Raw genomic sequence first — 21,231 nt, 5'->3', positions numbered from 1 at the left:
TGACGAGCGTCAAATGCCCGCTAACGCCCTATCCTGTCGGAAAGCGGCAAGGCAATATCAAACTTGCAAGGAAATGTCGGGCTCAGCGCAGCGGCTGCCGTGCTTCCATCACGTGAAGTCGAAGCCGGTCGCGCAGGCCGGAGATCTCGGAGCGCAGCACCTCCATCTCGTCGGCCGCCGCCGGGGCCGGCGCGGGCGCCGGCGAAGAGGCGAGCGAAGACGGCGCCGGCATTTCCTCGCTTGCGGAAGCCGCGGCGGATTTGCGCCAGAACAGCAGGAGGGTGAGGCCGAGACCGAGCGCAAGGCCTGTCGCGGCCCCGGCCAGCACGCGGCCGATCAGACCATTCGTTCCCGGCACAGCCGCCGCAAGCGGTGGTTTCAGGACGGTCAAATGGCCGTCATCGCCTCCCGATGTCGGCGCCGTCTCTTCCAGGCGCGAGCGCGCGGCATTCGCCTTTTCGCGCAGCTCGGTCAGCCGGGGCAGATCGACGCCGGTATCCCGGCTCTGGGCGATCAGCGTGTTGCGGCGATCGTTCAGGCCCTTGCGCGCATCGACCGCAGCCTTGGCGGCGGCATTGGCGAGCTGGGCCAGACGGGCAAGCTCCTTGCCCATGTTCTCCTTGAGTCCATCCGTTTCGGCCTGCTGCTGCAGCAGGCGCGGATGGCGCGGGCCAAGCTCGGCCGAAAGCTGCGCCAGCGTCGTCCTGGCGACGGCATATTTGTCGCGCCAATCCTGCAGCGCCGGCGAGAGCATATCGGAGGGGAGCGATCCATCCAGCACGCCCGCGAGTTTTGCCGCCTTCAGCCCGTCGGCGCGCGCCTTGGCGGCGAGGATATTCTGGTCGGCCTGTTTCAGATCGGCATCGAGCCCGTCGATCTGACGGCGAAGATCGATCGCCACCTTGACGTTGCCCTCGCCGCTTTTGGCCGTGAAGGCGGCAAGCTCCGCCTTCGCCTCGTCATAGGCCTTGCGCAGCACAGTGTCGGTTTCGGCGCCCCGGCCGGGACCGCCGCCTGCGGACACCGCTTCGCCAAGCCGTGCGGCGATGCGCATGGATTTGCCGCTGTCGCCGGTCGTCACCCTGACGAGGATCGTACCGGCGGCGACATCGGGCATGATCTCGACCGCATGTTTCAGCGCCGCCTCGGCGCGCGAGGCCGGATCGGCGGCAGCACCGCTGGCCGAGAGGAGATCGAGCGCAACGCCGAGCGCATTGGCCCTGGGGCCGGCAAATTCCGGGTCGTGATCGAGTTTCAGCGCAGCGACCGTCAACGCCATCATGCGCGCCGACAACAGGCCTTTCGCCGCAGCCTGGGTGAAGGCGGCGCGGCTTGCCGCATCCGTCCTGACCGAAAGCGTCGTCTCGGCACGGTAGAGGGCGGGCGAGACGGGCATCAGGGCCGGCAGGCCAGCGCCGAGGACCGTGGCGGCGACGACCGTCATGGCAAGGCCGAAGCGGCTGGCGCGGTGGCTGGACGTTGCCGGCTGGAATCTGGCGGGTTCCTCACGGATGACGGCCGGCGGTTCGGGCGGGAACGCGGCTTTTTCGACCGCAGCGTTCGGCTCCTCATGACCGGCCGGCGCCGGCAGAAGAGCACGGCCGGCATCGTTGGCAGCCCGAAGGCGGTTGCCGAGGATGGTTTCGATGCGGTCGACGAGCGGCGCCGGACGCACCGCCATTGCGCGCTGCTCTTCCAGCGCGCGGCCGATCGCGCGCAGCAATTCGGCCTCGGGCGGCGCGATATCGGCCCCCTTCGACCGCCGGCGATAGGCGACGTCAAAGGTGCGCGGCCCCGCGGCTGCGCGATCCTGGAAGCTGTTTCTCGCCCTGATATCGTACATTTGCGCCACATCTCATGCACATGATGGCCGAGTTCAATCATCCGCACGCGATGCAGATGATTAAGCTACTCTAAATATTCATGGCAAAGAAATGGTTAACCGCGACCGCGACTGGCAAGAATTGCGGCTCCACGTCTCAGATTTGAACCGGTAACGGTCTTCACAGGTCCGGGAACCGCGCCGGGCCTGTTCAGCCCGCCTTCCTGCGATCCACAATCGGCTGCGAGACGCTGCGCTGCTCTTCCGGCTGGCTGAGAATTCTTTCGCGGCGGCGGAAGCGGTAGCGCAAGACGTGGAAAAGGAAAACCGGAATGCCGATGATGTAGCGCCGCCAGAGGCGCCCAGGCTCCTGTATCAGCCGATAGGCCCATTCGAGACGCATCATCCGCACCGTCTTCGGCGCTCGCGGAACGGCGCCGGAGACGAAGTCGAAGAGCGCGCCCACCGTCAGCACCAGCCGCGCATGGTCGGCGCGAATGTTGTCGTGGACCCATTTCTCCTGCAGCGGCGTCCCCATGCCGACGATGAGAATGTCGAGCTTCTGGCGCTCGATCTCTTCGGTGACATCGGTGGAATCGACCTTGTCGAAAAAGCCGTCGGAAATGACGACAAATTCATGCCAGGGCGTGTGCCTGCGGAAATTTTCCGCCGCCGCCTCGACGACCGAGCGCGTGCCGCCGATCAGGCCGATGCGGCGCGGAGCCTCCATGAAGGTAAGAAAGGCCGGCACGAAATCGGTGCCGTTCAGATTGGCGGGAAACGGCGAGCCATGGGCGATCTGGGATGCAATGTTGAGGCCGATGCCATCAGGCAGCACCAGATTGTGCGACATGATCCGATAATACTCGTCGTCGCGCAAAGCCGTCAGCATATTGTGGGCGTTGACGAAGCAAACCACGGTCTGACCGACGGGAATGGAGGCCAGCTCGTTGATAAAAACGAGGGCATCATCCCAGCCGAGATCGCAGACCGGCAGATCGAAGATCGTCCGCCGCGACGCAAGCACCGCGAAGTTTGCAATCAAATTCATTCCTACCTCCTGCCGAGGGTGCGTCATGCGCCCGACATCCCGGAAAACAAGCCGATATTTTTCCGCACCCCGGGGTCTCGAAAGGACCGGTCGCGTCAGGCATGGACGGCGTCGCCCCGATCGCGGAAACGGCGCACGCCAAGCTGTGACACCCGATATAACAGGAGGCTTTCAAACAACCCTTAGGAAAATTCCTTGGATTTTGATGCTCGTATAAGTAGTTTATTAACCACATCAGCCGCAACGACAAACGGCGCCCGAAGGCGCCGTCTGTGTCTCGATCTTCGGCTATCTCAATGGGCGGCCGGCGCCGGTGCTTCCCCGGCCGGGGCACCCTCGATGATCTTGACCGGCGCGCCGAGCTTCTTCGGCTCACCTGATGCGTTTTGCTTGACCTCTTCCTTGGAGAGATAGTCGAGCTGCTCCAGCATCACTTCGGCGACATATTCGCCGCCGAGGCGCTCGTTCATGCCCTTCTTGATCTCCTCGCGGAAGGCCTTCGGGTCGAAGGATTTGATGTGCGCGAGATCGACCATCTTGTTGCCGACAAGCAGGCTGAAAAGTTCGTCGGTCGTCATCTCGGTCAGCGGCAAGGTCACGCCCTTCAGCATGTCCTTGTTCATCATGAAGGAAATGCGGCCGAGGAAATAACCGGTGATCGCGCCGTTGCCGATGACCGGCACAGTGATCGTTTCACCCTTCACCAGTTCGAGCGCGTTCTGCCTGGAATCGGATATCGCGGGCGCCGGCGCCGTCGCCAGATACACCGAAAAATAGACCGAGGCCAAGGTGATGGCGCAAACCCAGATGCCGGTGAGGACGAGCTTGATCATCAGTTTCCACGCGCGGCGAATTGTTCCTGGGAATAGGTGCCGTCGGCGTCGGCGTCCTGAACGGCATTCTTCAGGAGGTCGGCAACAGCGCGAACCGCTTCGAGATGCGCCTCGACGCGCCGGGCGTTGAGAACCAGCTTCTTCTTCAGGCCGTGCAGCTGATCGAGATGGGCAGCAGCAAGCTCGGTCGGATCTGTATCGCGGAAGAGCATCGACAGCTCGTAGAGGCAGCGGCTCTTATGCGCGTTGGAGACCTTGAGATCGAACTGCGGATCGTTGCCGATCCGGGTATTCTCATTGTCGATGATCATTTCGAGGCGTCCGAGAACGGATTTGATCCTGTATTCGTTCGAAATTATTTCCATTTTACCCTCGATTATGCGTCGCTTAGAGCATGATGCCGAAAAGTGTGCGCGGTTTTCGGACGACATCACGCTCTAACTATTTAATTTAGAACAGGATTCAAATTTCAGGCCAACGGGCCTGAAATCATCCTGTTCTATCGGCCTTGGCGTCCGCCGTCGGCGTGCCAAAGGTCTTGCGCTGGAAGTCGTCGATCATGCTGAGCGCGGTGTTGCGGTCACGATCATCGGTCGAGGCATTGACGATCTTGCCTTCCTGCCGGCGCAACTGCTCGCTGTACATCTGCTTGGCAATGCCGATGCCGTCGCCCTTGGCCATGGTGTTGCCGAGCTGCTCGGCCATCATGCCCTTCCAGATATCGCCGGTCGCGCCCTTGCCGTAGACGTCTTCACTTTCGCTCGGAAGCATCGACTTGACGAAATTCTGCAGCACCATGGCCTCGAACTTCCGGTAGCTTTCCGGAACCTCCTCGGTCTTGGTGCGGTTCTGAATGTTGGAGAGGCCGCTCTTCTGGCTGACATGATCGAGAACGTCGACGGTATTGGAGAAGCCCTTGCCGTTCTCGGCGAGGCTCGTTGCGGCAAAGGCCGCACGATTTGCCTTCAACTTTTCCTGGGCTACCTGAACCTCCATGGGGTCGGCAGCTTTGACAACGTCCAGGACCAGATCACTGGGGGGCGAAATAGCCACGTTACAATCCTCTAAATTAAGATCGTAACGATTATGGTTTTTGAAGCTTGCTGGAGGCTGGCGTTGCGAATTGCTGATCGATCACATCGTAGACGGCATTGTCGTCGGCCTCGCGACGCTCGGCGTCCAAGGCCTCCTTCATGCCCTCCTCCAGGCGATCGGCCTTGGCGCGTTCGCGCGTCAGCCGCATTTCGTGGATCTGCTGCATGCCGGTCAGCTGCTGATCCTTGATCGTCAGCCTGCCGAATCGGTCGGCATAATTCTGCGAGAAGGCGTGGTGGACCGGGTCCATCGAACCGAGAGCGAGAATGACGTCGTCCATCGCCGCATTGACCTCGATGCGCTGACGGCTGGTTTCGGCCAGGTCGTTCTCCGCCATCCTTTCGATATGCCGCTGCACCGACAGCAGACGCTTGAGTTTTTGGGAGCGGCTCTTCTCGATCATATCAGCCTCATCGCCCGATATAGATCGAACTGAAGGCTTGGCCGAACTGGCTGACCAGCGCCGCGACCGAGACATAGAACAGGAAGAGCCCGCCCATCAGCAGATAGGGCGTGGAAATGAAATAGACCGGGATCTGCGGCGCCAGCTTATTGATGAAGCCGATCGAGACGTTGAAGATCATACCGTAGATCAGAAAGGGGCTCGACAACCGCAGCATGATGTAGGTGGTCTGCTCCAGCGTGTCGGTAAAGGAGATCAGCGTCGCGCGCATCTGCGTCAATCCGCCGAAGGGCATGGTCGTGTAGGAATCGACCAGCGCGCGGAAGACGATGTGATGGAAATCCATGATGAAGAGAATCATGATGCCGGCAAAGGTGATGAAGCCGGAAAGGCTGGTCTCCGGCGCGTCTTCGATGACGTCGGCGGAGCCTGGCTGAGTATAGCCGACCATCATGGCGATGATCGTCGCGGCGAACTGCATGCCGAGCGTATAGATTCTCGCCAGCATGCCATACATCACGCCGATCAGCGATTCGCTGAAAATCAGGCCGATATAGGTTGCAGATCCCGTGTGGACAGCCGGATAGACCGTGTCCCAGAGCAGCGGCAAGACGGCGATCGACAGCGCGCCGGCAATGAAGACGCGCAGCTGCTCGGGCACGCGCGCCGAGGAAAAACCCGGAAGAGCCAGCACACAGCCGCCGATCCGGCAGAAGACCAGAAACAGCGCGAGAACGGTCCCTTGCGGGTCTGATATCATGAAATCGAGCCCAAAATCTTTATCTCGATGCCTTTGGCCAGTTCGACATGCGACAGGACCGGCAACGTGGCGAACAGCCGTTCGATGATCATGCGCACATAGGAGCGTGTTTCCGGCGACGTGACAAGGGCGAATGGCAGGCCGCGATCCATGAACTCACGGATAACTTTGCTGGCCTGTTCGCTGAACTCCTCCAGGCTGCGCGGATCGATGTCGAACTCGATCACCTCGCCCTTGGCGTCGCGCTTCAGCGCCTGGTGGAAGGCGAGATCCCATTTGCTGCCCAATCTCAGCACACGCAGCACGCCATTGTCGGCAAGATCGCCGCAGAGCTGCTGGGCCATGCGGATGCGGACATGCTCGACGATCTGCTCGGTCTTCCTGACATGCGGCGCGAGCTCGGCCACCGCCTCCAGAATGAGGTGCAGGTTGCGAATCGAAACGCGCTCGGCAAGCAGGAGCTTGAGCACCGCCTGCAGGCCCGAATAGGACATGTGCGACGAGCAGATCTCGTCGGCGAGCTTCTTGTATTCCGGGTCGAGGCGATCGATCAGCACCTTGACGTCCTTGTAGGACAGAAGCTGCGGCAGGTTGTTGCGAATGACCTCGCTCATGTGGGTCAGCACGACGGAGACGTTGTCGATCGGCTGGAAACCTTCGCGTTTCAGATCGTCTGCGAAGTTTTCGAGAATCGAGACGGCCGGCATGCCGAAAGCGGGCTCGCGGATTTCGTCGCCGGGAATGCTCGGGCGCCGGCCGGCGCCGGTGACGACCAGAACTTCGCCGACGCGCAAGAGGTTGGAGGCGACCGTCGTGCCGTGGATGCGGATCTGATAGGACTTCTCGGCGATGGCGATATCGTCGGTGACCTTGATCTCCGGCACGACGAAACCGTATTGCGTGGCGAACTTCTTGCGCATCTTGCCGACGCGGAAAGCCAGCTCCTGGTGGGCGCCGAGCAGGCGCGTCGAGACCATCTTGCCGAGTGCGAGCTCGATTTCCGAGGTGCGTAGCACCGACTTGACCGAATCCTTTTCCAGTTCTTTGCTCTGGACGACCTTCTTTTCCTCCTGCTCTCGGCGCAGCTTGTTTTCAACCTCGACCTGACGCGGGATGAACCAGGCGCCGAAGGCAAGAAGACTGCCGAGGACCACGAAAGGGACAAACGGCAGGCCCGGCATCAGCGCCAGGACGAACATCAGCACCGCCGAGACGGAGAGCGCGCGGGGATAGCCGCTCAGCTGGTTGACGACCGCCTGGTCGGTGGAGCCGGTGGTGCCGCCGCGGGAGACGAGCAGGCCGGCGGCGAGCGAGACGATGAGGGCCGGCATCTGCGAGACGAGGCCGTCGCCGACGGAGAGCTTGACGAAGACGTCGGCCGCTTCGCCGATCGGCATGCCATGGCGAAAATAACCGATGATGATGCCGCCGAAGACGTTGATGGCGGTGATGATCAGGCCGGCGACGGCATCGCCGCGCACGAACTTCGAGGCACCGTCCATCGCACCGAAGAACGAGCTTTCCTCTTCGAGCTCTCTGCGCCGGCGCTGGGCTTCCCTTTCATCGATGATGCCGGCCGAAAGATCGGCGTCGATCGACATCTGCTTGCCCGGGATGGCATCGAGCGTGAAACGCGCGCCGACTTCGGCGATACGCGTCGCGCCCTTGGTGATGACGATGAAGTTGATGGTGATGAGGATCAGGAAGACGATCAGACCGATGACGAAGTCGCCCGACATGACAAGGCTTGCGAAACCGGCGATGACGCCGCCGGCCGCGTCGTGGCCTTCATTGCCGTGGGACAGGATGACGCGTGTCGTCGCGATGTTCAGCGCCAGCCGGGTCATCGTCGCGATCAGCAGAATGGTCGGGAAGGACGAGAAATCGAGCGGCTTCTGGATCCACAGCGCGACCATCAGGATCAGCACCGAGAATGCGATCGAGAAGGCCAGTCCCATGTCGATCAGGAATGGCGGGATGGGCAGGAAAAGAATGCAGATGATGCCGATAATGCCGAGGGCAAAACCGACATCGCGCAGGCTCGGGGCGACTTTCGGAAGGGGGAGTGCAGGTGGTTGCGCCATGACAGTTCCGTCTCTTCATGAGAGGAGGCGGACCTGAAGTCCACCCAATTCGGACCGACAGTTAAATGGCGAAGCTTGCGCGAAGGTGGCTCAGAAGCCGGATTGAATGCGGGAGAAGACCAGATTGGTGAAAATCGAGATCTGCGAGCCGACAAAGGGCGCGGTGACGCCGACCGTGATGAGCACTGCGACGATCTTCGGCACGAAGGTCAGCGTCGCCTCCTGCACCTGGGTCAATGCCTGGATCAGGGCAATGACGAGACCCACCACCATCGCGGCGATGACGGCGGGACCGGCGGCAATCAGGACGGTCCAGATCGCGGCCTGGAACAGATCCAATGCATCAGCTTCATTCATCTGAAGGCAACCTCATATCGCCTCGAAGCAGCCCCGCTATGGCCGGGCCGCTGTTGATTTTTATCCACCCGACGCGTCGGCGCCGCGGTATCAGGTATCGCTGCTGTCGCTGGTCGTGGTCGGGGCCTTGTCAGCAACGGTGATTCCCGCCTGAACGAGTATCTTACCGCCATCCGTCGTCGTCGCAATGATCCCGTCGGAATAAACCTTGACGGATTCGACGGTGCCTTTGACGGTGCCGTCGGCGCTTTCCATATATTTGCCGACGTAGCTGCTCGCCTGGGTGAGGCTCGAGCTTGACAGAAGCGTATCGAGCTTGGTGTTCGTCTGGATCGTCTGCTCAACCTGCGAGAAGCTTGCCAGCTGCGACATCTGCTCGCTGGCATCCATCGGATCGGTCGGATCCTGGTTCTTCATCTGCGCGATGAGCAGCTGAAGGAAATTGTCGTAATTCAACGTCGCTTTTTTCTGGGCGGAATTCATTGAACTCGTCGTCGAAGTGCTCACGCTCGATGTTGCGTCTACCGCCATGGTGCGATTTCCCTGCGAATCTGCTCGACCATCGTCGGCGGCAGCTCGTGGTTGTTGAGGATATTGTCTTCGATCGCGTAGAGACCGCGGATCGCTTTCAACGCGTCGAAAGCGCGGCCGGTCGAGACGAGCGCATCGATACGCTTCAGTTCGGCGAGGATTTCCTCGTTCTTGAAGCAGGTGAGCAGCATGGTGATCGACTTGCGGAACATCGCCGTCGAGTGGTCCTTGCCCTCGGGGTTGATGAGGATCATCTGCGCGATGAAATAGAGCTGGCGCAGAGGCGTCGTCGCGCCTTCCGGCTGGAGGACGTGATTTTCGAGAAGAAACGTCACATCATTCAGGAATTCCAGCGCGACCTTGCGGTCGACACGCAGGACGGCGCCGTTGATGAAGATTCTTTCCCCGGCTTTCAGAGAAATGCGAAGTGTACTTTTCATTTAAGTCCATCCCTGATGATGGTGGTAACGTCGATGATGCCCTGGTAGTTATTCGACAGACGTTTTCTGATCCTGTCGCATTCCTTCAAAATCCAGATTGCGATTGAGATGAGATTGGCCCTGAGCTGAACATCCAGCTGGTTGTCCGGATGCTTCAGATCCTCGATGAAGCTGATCCACACCCGACGCGTATAAAACAGGGCTTCAATGGCTTCCCGACCGTATTTTTCCTTGTCGCGCGCCAACGACAGCAGTTCTATGGACCGGTCAAGAACCTGCCATTCCCGCTCTTTCGCGTCGGCCACCGAGTCCTGCATGACTTCGGCATATGAGAACTGATACATTCATGCATCCTCGTTTATATTGCGCGCCTTTGCTCATCAAAGGTAGTTTACGAGACTCAACTGCTGGATCTTCGAAACGATCGTGTAAGCGGTTTCAAGCTGTGTTTCCAAAGTCTTGACGAGGGTCGAGGCCTCGTACGGGTCGACGCCCTGGAGGTCGACCAGCTTGTTCTTGATGATGTTCGACTGGGCGTCGAGTGCGTCGTTCGACTTCTTGACCCGCTCCTGAGAGAGGCCAAGCTGGCTTGCCTGCGTCACCAGGCCGCTGGTCGCCTTGGCCGTGTAGCTGATTGCCTGCTTGGAGACAGTCGTCATTGCATCCGTGCTGAGGTTCTGGCCGAGCAGCGCGGAGGTCATGACCGAGGCGAGCGCGAAATAACGCATGCCTTCGGAATTGGCGTTGGTCGAGGATTCGATCACTTCCGAGTTGCTGATGCGGCTCGTCATGTTCTGGCTCGATGCCTGCGACCATCCGGTCGCCGCATTGGTCCAATTCGCTTCGCTGAACATCGGCTCGACCGTCGTCGTGATGAAGGTCTGCATTTCGGCGCCGGTAAGATCGCTGACGGCCTTCGGTGGGACAAGAGCCGCGGCGTAGCTGTTCAGCGCCGTAACGATGGCCGCGCTCGTGGCGGTCGTCTTGTCGGTCAGCGGCTGCACGTCGGTGTTGATGCCGGAGAACAGATATTCGCCGTTCACCATGGTATTGGCCGTGTCCATCATGGTGGACAACGCGCTGGTCGCCGACTGAATGGCGACGGTGATGCTTCCGGGGTCCTTGCTGCCCTGGAGTGCCGTCAGCTTCGAAACGAGGCCATCGCCGACGTCCTTCATCTTGGACAAGCCGAGCTGCGAGGATTCCATGCGGGCGGTGACAAGCGAATTGCTTGATTTGATCGAATCGATCCGGTCGGTCTCGCGGGTGAAATCGACACTTCGGGCAGCATTGCCACCGAGCGAGACACCGATATCCGCATAGACTCCCGTCGTTGCTTCCATCGTCGCCTTGGTCATCTGGTTCTGCGCCTGACGGATCGTCAACCGCATCGCATTCTGAATGGCCGAACTTGAAATAAATGAGCTCTTCATGGCTTAACTCGCGATATCCAGCAATGACTTCAACATTTCATCGACGGCGTTCAGGATCTTGGTCGCCGCCTTGTAGGACTGCTCGATATCGAGAAGCAGCGTCAGCTCCTCATCGAGGTTGACGCCCGTCTCATTGGAATAGGCTTCGTCGGAGCGCGACAGCGCTGCCGAGGTATTTTCCGCCGCCGTCGTGGCGTTGCTGCGATACTGCTCGAGCCAGCCGAGGGAATTCGTGGCGTATTCCATGATGCTGACATTCGAATCGATGCCCGTCGTCGCGTCGAAACCGACCGGCGCTCCGGCTGCCGGATCGAAATCGATGTCGGCGCTCATCGCGGTATAGAGTCGGTCGAGTTCAGCCGTGTAACCGCTGACGCCTGATGTGTTCAGGACGACACCGGTGGCGTTGACGCCGCCATCGCGCAGGCGCATCGGGTCGCCGCCCTGCGAGGTGATCACGCGGGTGCTGACGCTGATGGTCGAGGCCATGCCGGCAACCGCGGTGGCACCGGTATCGACCGTGCCGCCGCTCCAGGTGAAGAGACCGGGCACATAGGCCGGGGGCGCAGCGGTATTCTGCTCCTTGAAGAGCGAGACAAGGCCGCGGGCGATTTCGTCGAGCTGCTTCTGGAAGTTGGGGGCGATCTCGTCGCGGATCTGGAGAAGCGACTGGAGGCTCCCCTGCCCCGTCGTGGTTGAGCCCTTGCCGAGCGGCAGCGCAACGCCGTCGATATAGACCGAATTGCCGACGGTGGAAGCGGTATAGACATCCTGGGACTTGAACGTCACCTTACGCGGGATCGTCTCGAAGAGGATCGTCCCGTCGGGCGTACTCAGCACCATGTCGTTGTTGTCGCGCGTCGTCGCGCTGACGCCGACGATCTGCGAAATCTGCTTGAGGACTTTCTCGCGCTCATCGAGGGCGCCGGATGCGTCCGTGCCGGAGGCCGTGGCAGTCTTGACCGCATTGTTGGCTTTTTCGAACTGGCTGAGCAGCGTGTTCAGCGTATCGACGGCGGTGGCGATTTCTTTATCGGCGTTGGCGCGAACATCCTGGACGGATCGCGAGGCATTATTCAGCGAGTTGGCCACGTCCTGAGCGGCGGTGATGGCGCCCTGGGCGGCGACCGTACTGCCGGGCGTGGTGCGGAACGCTTGAAGCTTCTGCTGGAAAACACCGAGATAGGTGGACGGCGACGTTTCGTAGTCATTGCCACCCATGATCGATTTGAGGTCCTCGAGACCGCCCAGCAAGGTCTGCTGGGCGCTGTCCTGAGAGGAGGTCTTGAGATACTGGCGCAGCAGGGCATCTTCCTGTGCCCGGTTGATCTGCACAACCTGGGCGCCGTTCAGGGACGTGGTAAGCATTGCCTGCCGGCGCACGTAATCCTTGTTGCCGGCATTGGAGATATTGTTCGATACGACACTGCTCTGCGTGCCGGTATTGTTGAATATGCTCTGCGCGGTATTAAGTGCGGACGTGAGCGACATGGCTTACCCGTTACCTTACTTATCTCTTGAGGTTGACGAGTACGTCCATGATGTCGGAACCCGTCTGGAATACTTTCGAATTGGCGGTGTAGCTGCGCTGCGATTCGATCATCTCGGTCAGTTCGCCGGCGAGATCGACGTTCGAACCTTCGAGCGCGCCTGACTTGATCGTGCCGAGGCCGTTGGTCTGCGGGAAGCCGGTGACGGTAACGCCCGACTGGCCGTTGGCGCTGTAGACGTTGCCACTCATCAGCGTCAGCTTGTCCGGGCTTGCGACATTGGCCAGCGGAATACGGTAGAGCGGCTTGGTGCTGCCGTCTTCATATTTGGCGTAGACGATGCCGTCGCCGTCGATGGTGACGTCCTTGACCGGGGTCGCCGCCTGGCCGTTCGGCGTGCCGGTGCCGGAGAAGTCGGCACCGAGCTGCGTCAAACCGGAGAAATCCATGGCGATCGTTTGGCCGGTCACGCCATCGGTGATGTTAACGGCGCCGCTCGAGGTCATCTTGCCGTTCGAGTCGAAGGTGAGCGTTCCGGTGCCGACTGCGCCACCGGCGCTGTAGGGGAAGGAGGTCGTGCCGCCGACCGCCGCGTTGGCGTTGCGGAACATCGCCACTTCCCAGGTGGCAGCGGTGGCGGGAGGTGCTGGCGGCGGTGCTGCAGCCACCGATTGCTTGGTGAAATAGAAGTCGTACATCACCTTGTTGCCGAGGCGGTCATAGGCAACCATCGAGACCTTCTTGGTGTCGGTCGTCGCGGTAGCAAGATTGGCGCTTGGGAGCGTCGCCGGGGCGACCGGGATCTTGGCGTTGGAATCGAGATTGCCCTTGAAGACCCCCGATGTCGAGGCGATGGCGGTCAGGCCGTCCTGGTTGACGTTGACGGGAACGAGGCCGTCGAAGCCGTTGACGACGACGGCGGGAGAACCGGAATCGTAGGAATAGCCCATCAGCTGGAAGCCGGCGGCGTTGACGAGGTTGCCTTCGTCGTCCTTCTGGAAGTCGCCGGCGCGGGTTAGAACCGGCGTGCCGTCGGCGCCCTGGACGATGAAGAAGCCGTCGCCGGAGATCGCGAGATCGGTGCCCGAGGTGGTGTAGGAAATGTCGCCCTGATCGGAGACAGCCTGGCGGACGGAGGTCTGAACGCCGCCGGAATTGTAGTTGCCGCCCGAGGAGGGCAGGACCAGCGACGAGAAGCTCGTCGACACGGCCTTGTAGCCGGTGGTGTTCACGTTAGCGATGTTGTCGGCGACGGTGCTGAGGCGGTTCGCCTGCGCGTTCATCCCCGATACTGCCGTCTTCATGCTGCCGAAAATGCTCATCTGAAAACCTCGTTTTACCTATTAAACTCGAGAGTATTTGTCGGGCCTTGCGTGAAGCTGTCTGTCATGGCGAGGCGAGGCCAATATCGAGGTCCAGCCGGGCGCCGCCACCCGGCCGAGAAAATCAGGCCCAATCGATGCAGTAGCCAAGGAAGCGCTTGGAATCGACCGGATCGACGCCGAGCTTCTTGCGCAGCTTCTTACGCAGCTTCGAGATGTGGCTTTCGACGACGTTTTCCTCGACCTCTTCATCGAAGATGCCGTAGATGGCATTGAAGATCTGGGTCTTGGTGACCCGGCGACCGCGATTGGCGATCAAATATTCGAGGATGCGGCGCTCGCGCCGGGGCAGCGCGAAGACTTCGCCGTTGATCTCGGGGTCGCGACCATCCGAGAAGACGCGGATGCCGCCGATATCGGTGTAATTGGCGATCGCCTTCAGCCGGCGCCGGATCGCAGCCGCCCTGGCGAGGATTTCGCGCGGATGGACCGGCTTGCGCACCACGTCGTCGACGCCGCAATCGAAAAGCGCCAGCGTGTTTTCCAGCGAGTGCTGGTCGCTGACCGCGATCACCGGCGCCATCGAGCGATCCCGGATCGCCCGGGGCAGCTCCAGGCTGCGCTGGCCCTGACCGATCAGGAAAGCCTCGACAGCCGCAATATCCGAATCGGCGGCGGTCTGCACCCAGTCGCCGAATTCCGATGGATCAAAACCGGTAGAGGGAATGCCCTCCCGGCCAAACAAAGATGTGTATCCGTCTTTCACGAGCTCGCGCTCATCAACCACTACGATCATTCGTCCGCCTCCGAATCAGTGTGGCACTTCGATGATCTATGGGTACGAATCGCACGAATCGGCGACAACTCGTTAAAGTTAATGGCAGAAATTAATAATTGATTAAGATCGGCGTGGCGATTTGATCTACATATAGTGGGCCTACTAAATTGTGCACACAAAAATTTCGTGGAAAAGTTAACGGCCTCTTAATTATGACTTGCGCATGCGATTCCTGCCGGAATCCCGCCATATTATGGCACATTTTCGTCACAATATACCACTTCTATTTTGGGTTGAATTAATTTCGGCAGAAGTTACTCGCATTGGGAGTCCACTTGCCATAGCCCGTGGCCACCAGATTGGCGATGACGCGGCAGACATATTGCTTCTGTGCAGGGTCGTTGTTCGGGCCGGCGTGGTATCTGGCTACCGCCATGGTCCACGTCTCATGACGGTCATGCAGGTTGCGGAGGAACCTAGCCGCATATTCGACGTTGCGATGCGGATCGAACATATCCTCGGCGGAGGTGAAATTCTCGCTGTGATAATAGTGGTTGATCTGCATGCATCCGATGTCGATGAGCTTCGCCCCGCTTCTGCGAGCGACATCGAACTGCCTCATTGCGTCCTCTTCCGAGGGCGGGAAGATCGCCTTGCCTTCGACGTTCATGGCATAGGGATAGAGTGAACCCTTGCGGCCGGTCTCCGTCAGACCGACCGAATAGAGGATGCCTTCCGGGATGCCGTATTTGGCGGCAGCCGACTGGATTTCGCGTTCGCAGGCGCCGGTTGAGGCGGCCGCCTCAGAGGTAAACGCCGCCAGCGCCGCTGCTGCGAGCCCCGCCAGCAGAAACATCTTCAATTCCGGTCTCGCCTGCGCCATTGAAGCCTCCATCCGTCCGCTGCGCCGTCTGATTGTGGCGCTCGCGCGCCGCCCCGCCCTGCCCTTGCTGGGCGAGCGACTGCTGCTGGGAGGCCTGCCCCTGGTCGGCCTGGTTGCCGGCGTCGGCACGCTCGACGGGGGCCATGCTGATGGTAACATTGTCGACCGCGTAGCCCTGGCTGCGCAGTGCTTCGAGAATCTTGCCGTGATCTTCCTTCAGCTGCCGATAGGCTGCACCGGTTTCGACCTTGAGGTCGACGTTCAAGGCGTCGCCGGACAGGCGCATGGTCGCCGTCACCAAGCCAAGATCGATCGGGTTCATCTGGATCTTCAGCGTATTGACCACCTTGCCGGTGCTCGTCCATTCCGCCGCGTTGGAGAGCGCCGAACTCGGCTCCATGGCGCGCGCCCATTCGGAATCGCCGGAGAGGGCTGCCGTGACGGCGGCGGAATTGGTATTCTGCGCCAAGCCGATATAGCGGCGCGATTCGAGGACCGAGACGTTTTCGACATCGGCTTTCTTCGAGCCGTCCTTCGGCCCGGCCTGATCCGCACCGATGTGAACATCCATCGATACGCCGCGGCCGTCGGCGCGGCTGAGCCGGAAGGTTCTGCCGTCAGCCGCGTCGGCGTTCTCCGTCCCCGGAGCCCCGATCTTATCCGTCTTGACGTCGTCGACATTGCCGCTGACGGCCGCCAGGGCGTCGGATGCGTGGCCGTTCGTTTTGGCGTCAGCCGCGGTCTTCTTGTCAACAGGCCCGGCCTCCCCGGCCGTGGCGGCGAGATGAGCGGCGGCTGCGGCCGGCAAGGCGACCGCCGCGCCGGCGGGCTCCTGCTTCAGCAGGCCGAGTACATCGGAAATGCCGCCGTCATCGTCCTCGCTGTCCGCATCCGCATCTGTTTTCGAGAGGTCACTCTTGGCGTGCTTGACGCCTTTGGCCACCTGCCCTGTCTCGTCGGCGGGCGGATCCTTGGCATCGAGTCTGCCGAGATCGGCCGGCAATTTGCGCTGATCCTTTGCAGGCTTTGCGGCGGTCTTTTCGCCATTTGCGATCGTTTCCGGCTGCACCTCGGCCTGCGCCTTCAGCGCGGTGTCGCTGAGATCGATCAACGGTTTGGCGCGGCTGCGGGTCGTCCGAGCGACCTTCGCCGCGTCGCCATCGGCAACCGCGCCCTGATCCGGCTCCGCACCGTCGGGCGCGTCGTTGGCGGCGCTGCCGCTCGCCTTAGCAAGCACATCGGAGAAGTCGCCCTTCTGACCGGCGGCGTCACCCTTACCAGCCGCCTTGGCGGATTTCGCGGCCGCGGCCGCCTCCGCACCAGAGGCTCCGCCCGAGACGCTCAAATCCATCATTGTTCGTTGCCTTCCTGCGCCAGAAGACCATCGATCTCGTCGAGCTTGGATCGGCTGGTCGTCACAAATGCGTTGAATGAGGGGTCGGTATCCTGGCTCTGGCCAGTCGATGCCACACCTCCCGGTACAGGCTCGGGATGCGCGCCCGGCGCTCCCGCTTGCATGGCTATCGCCGCAGCCTTGTCAGAAGTGATTTCTTGATGAGAAGTATTAGGATCGGATGCTTGCGTCAGGCTTGCCGGGTCCGGCGCGCGCAGGATCTGCTCGGCGACGGATCGCGCCGCCGCCTGCAGCGCCTGATCCCGCGGCGACAGTGCATTGCCGTCGATGCCGCTGACATTCTTCGCCGCCTGATCGATATCCTTCGTGGGAAGGCCGGCCATGCCGCCGTAGAAATCGGCGAGCGGGCCGAAGGCGTTGTCGGTGCCTGCGCCAAGCGACTGCACACGGTCGACCGCCATGCGCGCCAGCTCCGGCTTGCCTGATATTGCGGCAGCACGGGCGATGCGCAGATAGACCTCACGCTGGCGCGGCGCATCCATGAAGGACAGGATGTCGACGACATCCTGCGGTTTCACGTCGCGATCATGGGCGACGACGAGCTTGACGAAAAGATCGGCAAACTGGCTGGCATAGGGCGAATGCAGGAAACGGCGAGCATAACGCTGCGAATAGGCCAGCCCCTTGTCGAGCATTCCCTTGTCGACGCAGATGGCGACGGAACGGCGCAAGGCCGCCTCCTCGACGATCGTACCGGGTGCTGCAAGACGCGCCTGGTCGTAGAGATCCAGCGCATCTGTCGGTTTCGTGGCGATCAGCACGTTGCCGCCGATCAACGCCAGGTAGGGACCGATCTTCTTGTCGCGATATTCCCTGGCGGTTTCCTCCAGCGTCTTGGCGACGAGGAGCCCTTTGCCGGTCAGATATTTGCGCAGTACGTCGGTGACGCGGTTGTCGAAATAGCCGTTGACGTCATGGGCGATCAGATATTCGAGTGTCTGGGGATTGCCGCCGCTCATCGCATAGATCAGCGCCGCATCGACGTTGCGGTCGTCGTCGTAGATCGACGTATCGGCCGTGCGCAGCCGCTCGTCGATCGTGCCCAGCATGAAGCGCTGCATCTCGCCGGCCGAATGATCGCCGGCGACGACGGAATCCTGCACGAACTGCAGCGACCGCAGCATCTTGTACGGCGAGAGATCGTCCGGATCCTGCGCATTGCCTGCGGCAGGCGAAAGCATCGCCAGGCCTAGGGCCATAACTCCGACGTAACGATGCTGCCGACGCGCCATCCGACTATCCTTAATCCGCCTGCACCAGGATCTCGATCCGGCGGTTGGTCGCGTTGAACGGGTCGGCAGGCAGCTTCAACCGACGGTCGGCGAAGCCGGAGACCTGCGAGATACGCTTCTCGTCCAGCCCGCCGCGCACGAGCATGTAGTAGGCACTCTGGGCGCGGTCCATCGAAAGCCGCCAGTTCTCGTTCTGCGCGCCCTTGTACTGACGCCCGTCCGTGTGACCACGGATGGCAACGGCGCCGCCCCTCTCCTTCAGAATCGTACCGATCTTTTCCATGGCGAGCACCATCTCCTGGCGCGGAACCGCGGAACCGATATTGAACATCGAATCGTCGTTCTGGTCGGAGATGCTGACCAGCAGGCCGCCTTCGGCCGCCGTCACCGTCAGGCCTTCGGCAAGCTTGCCGGCAACGCCGCCGATCTGTTGGGCGATCTGCGCCTGAAGCGCATCCGCTTCTTTCTTCTGCTGTTCGGTCCCGGCCGCGCTCTTGTCGGCATCCTTCTGATGATCGGCGTCCTTCTGAGCTTCCGCCTTCTTCTCGTCAGGCACCTTGCCGTCCGCCTTGGCCTCTTTGGTCTCGGCGGCGCCCTTGGTTTCCTTGCTCTCCTTGGCGTCCTTGGCCGGCTTCTGGTCGGTCGCCAGAGGCACCGGCTTCATATCCTCGGCCTTGGCGACCTCGGTCGCCTCGCTCTCGGCCGCCTGCTGCTCGCTCTTGCCGGGCGGCAGGGTTTTTCCGGCGGTTGTCACTTCGACCTGCTTCGTCCAGAAATCCGGATCGAAGGGATCGCGATAGGCTTCGCCGCCATCGGCGCCGGTCGCCGGGCCGGAATCGGCCGCGCCGCCATCGCCCTTGGCGCTGACATTGGCCTGCTGGCCGACTTCCTGTGCGATCTCGGCGAGAACCGAATAGGGATTTTCGAAGAAGTCGGCTTCGGAATAATTGGTCTGGTCGCCTGAAGTCGACGTTTGGTCGTCACCATCCGCGGCGGACTTGCCCTCGGTCGGATTGTCTTCCTTCTGCTTCGACTTTTCCTTCTTCTCCTCGCCCTCGGCATGGTCGACAGGCTTCTTCAGGCCCTTCTCCGTCGGCTTTTCGTCGGCGAGCTTGATCGGATTGAAATAGGTCGCGACCGCGGCCTTGGTTTCCTCGTTGGCGGCGTTGACCAGCCACATGACCAGGAAGAACGCCATCATCGCCGTCATGAAGTCGGCATAGGCAATTTTCCACGCACCGCCATGGGCACCATCGTGATCACCGCCGCCATGCCGCTTGACGATGATGATCTCGTTCCTGCCGTGGTGATGGTTTTCGCCTTCGCTCATTCGAGAACTTTCTTCAAGCTGGCCGCCCAGGCGGACATGCGGGTGACGATGACGGATTCACCGATTTCGACGGCAAGATCGATATCGTCGGCCTCGAGGTGGCGAACGGCCGCGGCATGTTCACCGAGCTCGGCCTTCAATATGTCGAAGAGCCTGGTCGGCCCCCTGACGACGATCGACCCGGCAGCCCCCTCGAGAATCGCATCACGCAGCAATGCGCCGAGGTCCCTAGCAGCCTTGGCCGCAAGCGCTTCCGTCATGACGGGCGCAATGGCCGTGGCCGCGCCGGCGCTGACCAGCTGCGCGACTTCTTCAGCGATATCGCGGACGCGGGATGCGATGACCGCGGCCGCCTCGACTTCATAGCGAAGTTTCAGTTCTTCGAGCTCGCGCGCATGGACCTCGGCCAGAGCGCGCGCCTCGCCTTCGTATTTCTCGGTCAAATCAGCGGTCGCCGCAGCATGGCCCTGCGCGTAGGCATCCCGACGCTCCGCCTCGACGTCGACCGGCGGTTCGCTCGGCGTCTCGGGAAAAGCATCGCCGGGGAAATCGTCGATGTCGATGATCGGTGCTGACGGTTTCGGTTCGCCGAAATCCTTCAAATACCGAGAAAGCGAAATGCTCATAGCAACCATCCAGCATCCGGGAGACACGCGGCATGCTGCCTCCCGTTCAAAATGACCTTGCGCGCGACATGTCCTTCACAGCGAACAAGGGTCTGACCTTGCGCCGGCATGATTTCGGACGATGCCTTCATGCCGGAAACTAGGAAGTCAAACTTGCGCGAGGATGAATGGCGCCGCCGCCATCGACGATCGCGCCCAGCTCTATTCCAGCAGAATGAGGATCTTGCTTGCGGCCGTGTTCAGGATCGAGATCGCTTCGACGGCCATCTGCTTCTGGGTTTCGATCGCCTTCTGCCGGATCGAAGCCTCGTCCATATCGGTATCGACGAGCGCGCCGACACTCTTGTCGATCGAATCGGACAGATCGGCGGTGTAATCGATCTGATCGTCGATACGCGCCTTCATCACGCCGATCGAGGCGGCCGTCGTCGTCAGCGAGGAGAGCAGAGAGTCGGTCACATCAAGCATGTCGGCGAGTTGGGCGTCGGTGGTGCTATTGCTGATCGCGACTTCCGTGCCCGTCGCCGGCGTCGTCGAATCGGCGTCCAGCAGGTAATAGTTCCGCGGTCCCGTGCCGCTGTTGTTGATCGCCTGGGCATCGATCGCCTTGGTGAACAGGCCGCCACTCGCATTGTTCTTGTCGATGAGGATGGTCTGCGACGACGGGAAGTCGATGCTCTGAGCCTGGTATTCGCCGGTCGAGGCGCGCACGAAGCCTGAGATGACCGACCATGTCGGTGGCGCCGCCTTGTCGCTGTTCAGCAACCAGTTTTCCCCGGCAAAGGACGTCGATTCGACGACGGTCCTCAGCTGATCCTTGTATTCGCTGATTTCGGCGTTGATCTTGTCCTTGTCGGTGCCGGGCTCTCTTGCCGCAACGAGCTTGGCGCGAATCTGGCTGACGAGATCGATCGCCGAAGTCATCGCCGTGTAGGTCGCATCCACCTTGGCGGCCCCGAGACCGAGCGCGTCGCCGATCGTGCCGAGATTGGTGCTGTCCGAGCGCATGACAGTCGCCACCGACCAGTAAGAGGCATCATCGGCCGCCGTCTCGATCCGATATCCCGACGAAACTTGCTGCTGGGTCTGACTGGCTTCTTTGTTGATGCTGCGCAGCACCGCAAGTGCATTCACCGCGGCCGCGCTGGTAATCTTTACGGTCATCGACAGGGTCTCGGAATAAGATGAAAGGGCAGGCCGGGTTGCCGGCGGCGACTGAAGTGGCGTCATGCCTCCGGCGAAATTTCCACCGGGTGTCGCAAAAGCAAATCAACTCAAGGTGAAGTTAACTCGATATCAACCTGTTCGGCAAGAGCGCAGCGGCAAGCGCAACCAGTGAAACATTCA

At 61.0% G+C, this 21,231-nt stretch carries 22 protein-coding genes; all 22 read right to left on the bottom strand.

Annotated features, from left to right (window positions below):
* Positions 1-82: 82 nt before the first annotated feature.
* On the bottom strand, positions 83-1,843 hold the full coding sequence (locus K6M89_RS06365) for a GumC domain-containing protein (RefSeq protein ID WP_222138804.1): 1,761 nt from the start codon (positions 1,841-1,843) through the stop codon (positions 83-85).
* 190 nt (positions 1,844-2,033) lie between these two features.
* On the bottom strand, positions 2,034-2,873 hold the full coding sequence (locus tag K6M89_RS06360; RefSeq protein WP_097582584.1) for a WecB/TagA/CpsF family glycosyltransferase: 840 nt from the start codon (positions 2,871-2,873) through the stop codon (positions 2,034-2,036).
* 293 nt (positions 2,874-3,166) lie between these two features.
* Positions 3,167-3,706: a hypothetical protein gene (locus K6M89_RS06355; protein ID WP_222138803.1), complete on the bottom strand. Its 540-nt coding sequence runs from the start codon at positions 3,704-3,706 to the stop codon at positions 3,167-3,169.
* Positions 3,706-4,071 (bottom strand): hypothetical protein, encoded by a 366-nt coding sequence (locus tag K6M89_RS06350; RefSeq protein ID WP_097582581.1) that lies wholly within the window; start codon positions 4,069-4,071, stop codon positions 3,706-3,708. Before K6M89_RS06350 ends, K6M89_RS06355 begins: the two co-directional genes overlap by 1 nt.
* A 124-nt stretch (positions 4,072-4,195) precedes the next feature.
* Positions 4,196-4,759 (bottom strand): rod-binding protein, encoded by a 564-nt coding sequence (locus tag K6M89_RS06345; protein WP_222138802.1) that lies wholly within the window; start codon positions 4,757-4,759, stop codon positions 4,196-4,198.
* A 31-nt stretch (positions 4,760-4,790) separates the two neighbouring features.
* Entirely contained in the window at positions 4,791-5,204 is a 414-nt protein-coding gene (locus K6M89_RS06340) for a hypothetical protein (RefSeq protein WP_097582577.1), read from the bottom strand.
* A 7-nt stretch (positions 5,205-5,211) separates the two neighbouring features.
* The gene (fliR, locus tag K6M89_RS06335) at positions 5,212-5,964 is read right to left on the bottom strand and encodes a flagellar biosynthetic protein FliR (protein WP_222138801.1); all 753 of its coding nucleotides are present in this window, start codon (positions 5,962-5,964) and stop codon (positions 5,212-5,214) included.
* On the bottom strand, positions 5,961-8,048 hold the full coding sequence (gene flhA / locus K6M89_RS06330) for a flagellar biosynthesis protein FlhA (protein WP_222138800.1): 2,088 nt from the start codon (positions 8,046-8,048) through the stop codon (positions 5,961-5,963). Before flhA ends, fliR begins: the two co-directional genes overlap by 4 nt.
* Before the next feature lie 90 nt (positions 8,049-8,138).
* Positions 8,139-8,405 carry a flagellar biosynthesis protein FliQ gene (fliQ, locus tag K6M89_RS06325; protein ID WP_009992823.1) on the bottom strand — a complete coding sequence of 89 codons (267 nt, stop codon included), beginning with the start codon at positions 8,403-8,405 and terminating at the stop codon, positions 8,139-8,141.
* Positions 8,406-8,495: 90 nt separating this feature from the next.
* Entirely contained in the window at positions 8,496-8,936 is a 441-nt protein-coding gene (gene flgD / locus K6M89_RS06320; protein ID WP_222138799.1) for a flagellar hook assembly protein FlgD, read from the bottom strand.
* The gene (gene flbT / locus K6M89_RS06315; protein ID WP_012482697.1) at positions 8,927-9,376 is read right to left on the bottom strand and encodes a flagellar biosynthesis repressor FlbT; all 450 of its coding nucleotides are present in this window, start codon (positions 9,374-9,376) and stop codon (positions 8,927-8,929) included. The genes flgD and flbT overlap by 10 nt, the downstream gene beginning before the upstream one ends.
* Positions 9,373-9,720 (bottom strand): flagellar biosynthesis regulator FlaF, encoded by a 348-nt coding sequence (flaF, locus tag K6M89_RS06310; protein WP_010028573.1) that lies wholly within the window; start codon positions 9,718-9,720, stop codon positions 9,373-9,375. Before flaF ends, flbT begins: the two co-directional genes overlap by 4 nt.
* Before the next feature lie 36 nt (positions 9,721-9,756).
* Positions 9,757-10,809, bottom strand: coding sequence for a flagellar hook-associated family protein (locus K6M89_RS06305; protein WP_097582571.1), 1,053 nt, complete (start codon positions 10,807-10,809; stop codon positions 9,757-9,759).
* A gap of 3 nt (positions 10,810-10,812) precedes the next feature.
* Complete coding sequence (gene flgK / locus K6M89_RS06300) at positions 10,813-12,300, bottom strand: flagellar hook-associated protein FlgK (RefSeq protein ID WP_222138798.1); 1,488 nt, start codon at positions 12,298-12,300, stop codon at positions 10,813-10,815.
* A gap of 19 nt (positions 12,301-12,319) precedes the next feature.
* Positions 12,320-13,621, bottom strand: coding sequence for a flagellar hook protein FlgE (locus K6M89_RS06295; protein WP_097582567.1), 1,302 nt, complete (start codon positions 13,619-13,621; stop codon positions 12,320-12,322).
* Between the two features lie 124 nt (positions 13,622-13,745).
* Positions 13,746-14,417 carry a transcriptional activator Rem gene (gene rem / locus K6M89_RS06290; RefSeq protein WP_097582565.1) on the bottom strand — a complete coding sequence of 224 codons (672 nt, stop codon included), beginning with the start codon at positions 14,415-14,417 and terminating at the stop codon, positions 13,746-13,748.
* Between the two features lie 280 nt (positions 14,418-14,697).
* Positions 14,698-15,255: a lytic transglycosylase domain-containing protein gene (locus K6M89_RS06285; RefSeq protein ID WP_376744682.1), complete on the bottom strand. Its 558-nt coding sequence runs from the start codon at positions 15,253-15,255 to the stop codon at positions 14,698-14,700.
* Positions 15,203-16,636, bottom strand: a complete 1,434-nt coding sequence (fliK, locus tag K6M89_RS06280; RefSeq protein WP_222138797.1) for a flagellar hook-length control protein FliK — start codon at positions 16,634-16,636, stop codon at positions 15,203-15,205. Before fliK ends, K6M89_RS06285 begins: the two co-directional genes overlap by 53 nt.
* A complete protein-coding gene (gene motC / locus K6M89_RS06275; RefSeq protein ID WP_222138796.1) occupies positions 16,633-17,928 on the bottom strand; it encodes a chemotaxis protein MotC in 1,296 nt (431 codons plus the stop codon). Before motC ends, fliK begins: the two co-directional genes overlap by 4 nt.
* Positions 17,929-17,938: 10 nt before the next feature.
* Positions 17,939-19,258, bottom strand: coding sequence for a MotB family protein (locus K6M89_RS06270; RefSeq protein WP_222138795.1), 1,320 nt, complete (start codon positions 19,256-19,258; stop codon positions 17,939-17,941).
* A complete protein-coding gene (locus tag K6M89_RS06265; RefSeq protein ID WP_222138794.1) occupies positions 19,255-19,884 on the bottom strand; it encodes a hypothetical protein in 630 nt (209 codons plus the stop codon). The genes K6M89_RS06270 and K6M89_RS06265 overlap by 4 nt, the downstream gene beginning before the upstream one ends.
* 201 nt (positions 19,885-20,085) lie before the next feature.
* Entirely contained in the window at positions 20,086-21,048 is a 963-nt protein-coding gene (locus K6M89_RS06260) for a flagellin N-terminal helical domain-containing protein (RefSeq protein ID WP_222138793.1), read from the bottom strand.
* Positions 21,049-21,231 lie beyond the last annotated feature (183 nt).

Origin of the sequence: Rhizobium croatiense (genome assembly GCF_019793465.1) — a bacterium.
Classification (GTDB): Bacteria; Pseudomonadota; Alphaproteobacteria; order Rhizobiales; family Rhizobiaceae; genus Rhizobium; species Rhizobium croatiense.
Note: the sequence above shows the minus strand (reverse complement) of the source record. Positions and strands in the feature narration are given on the sequence as shown.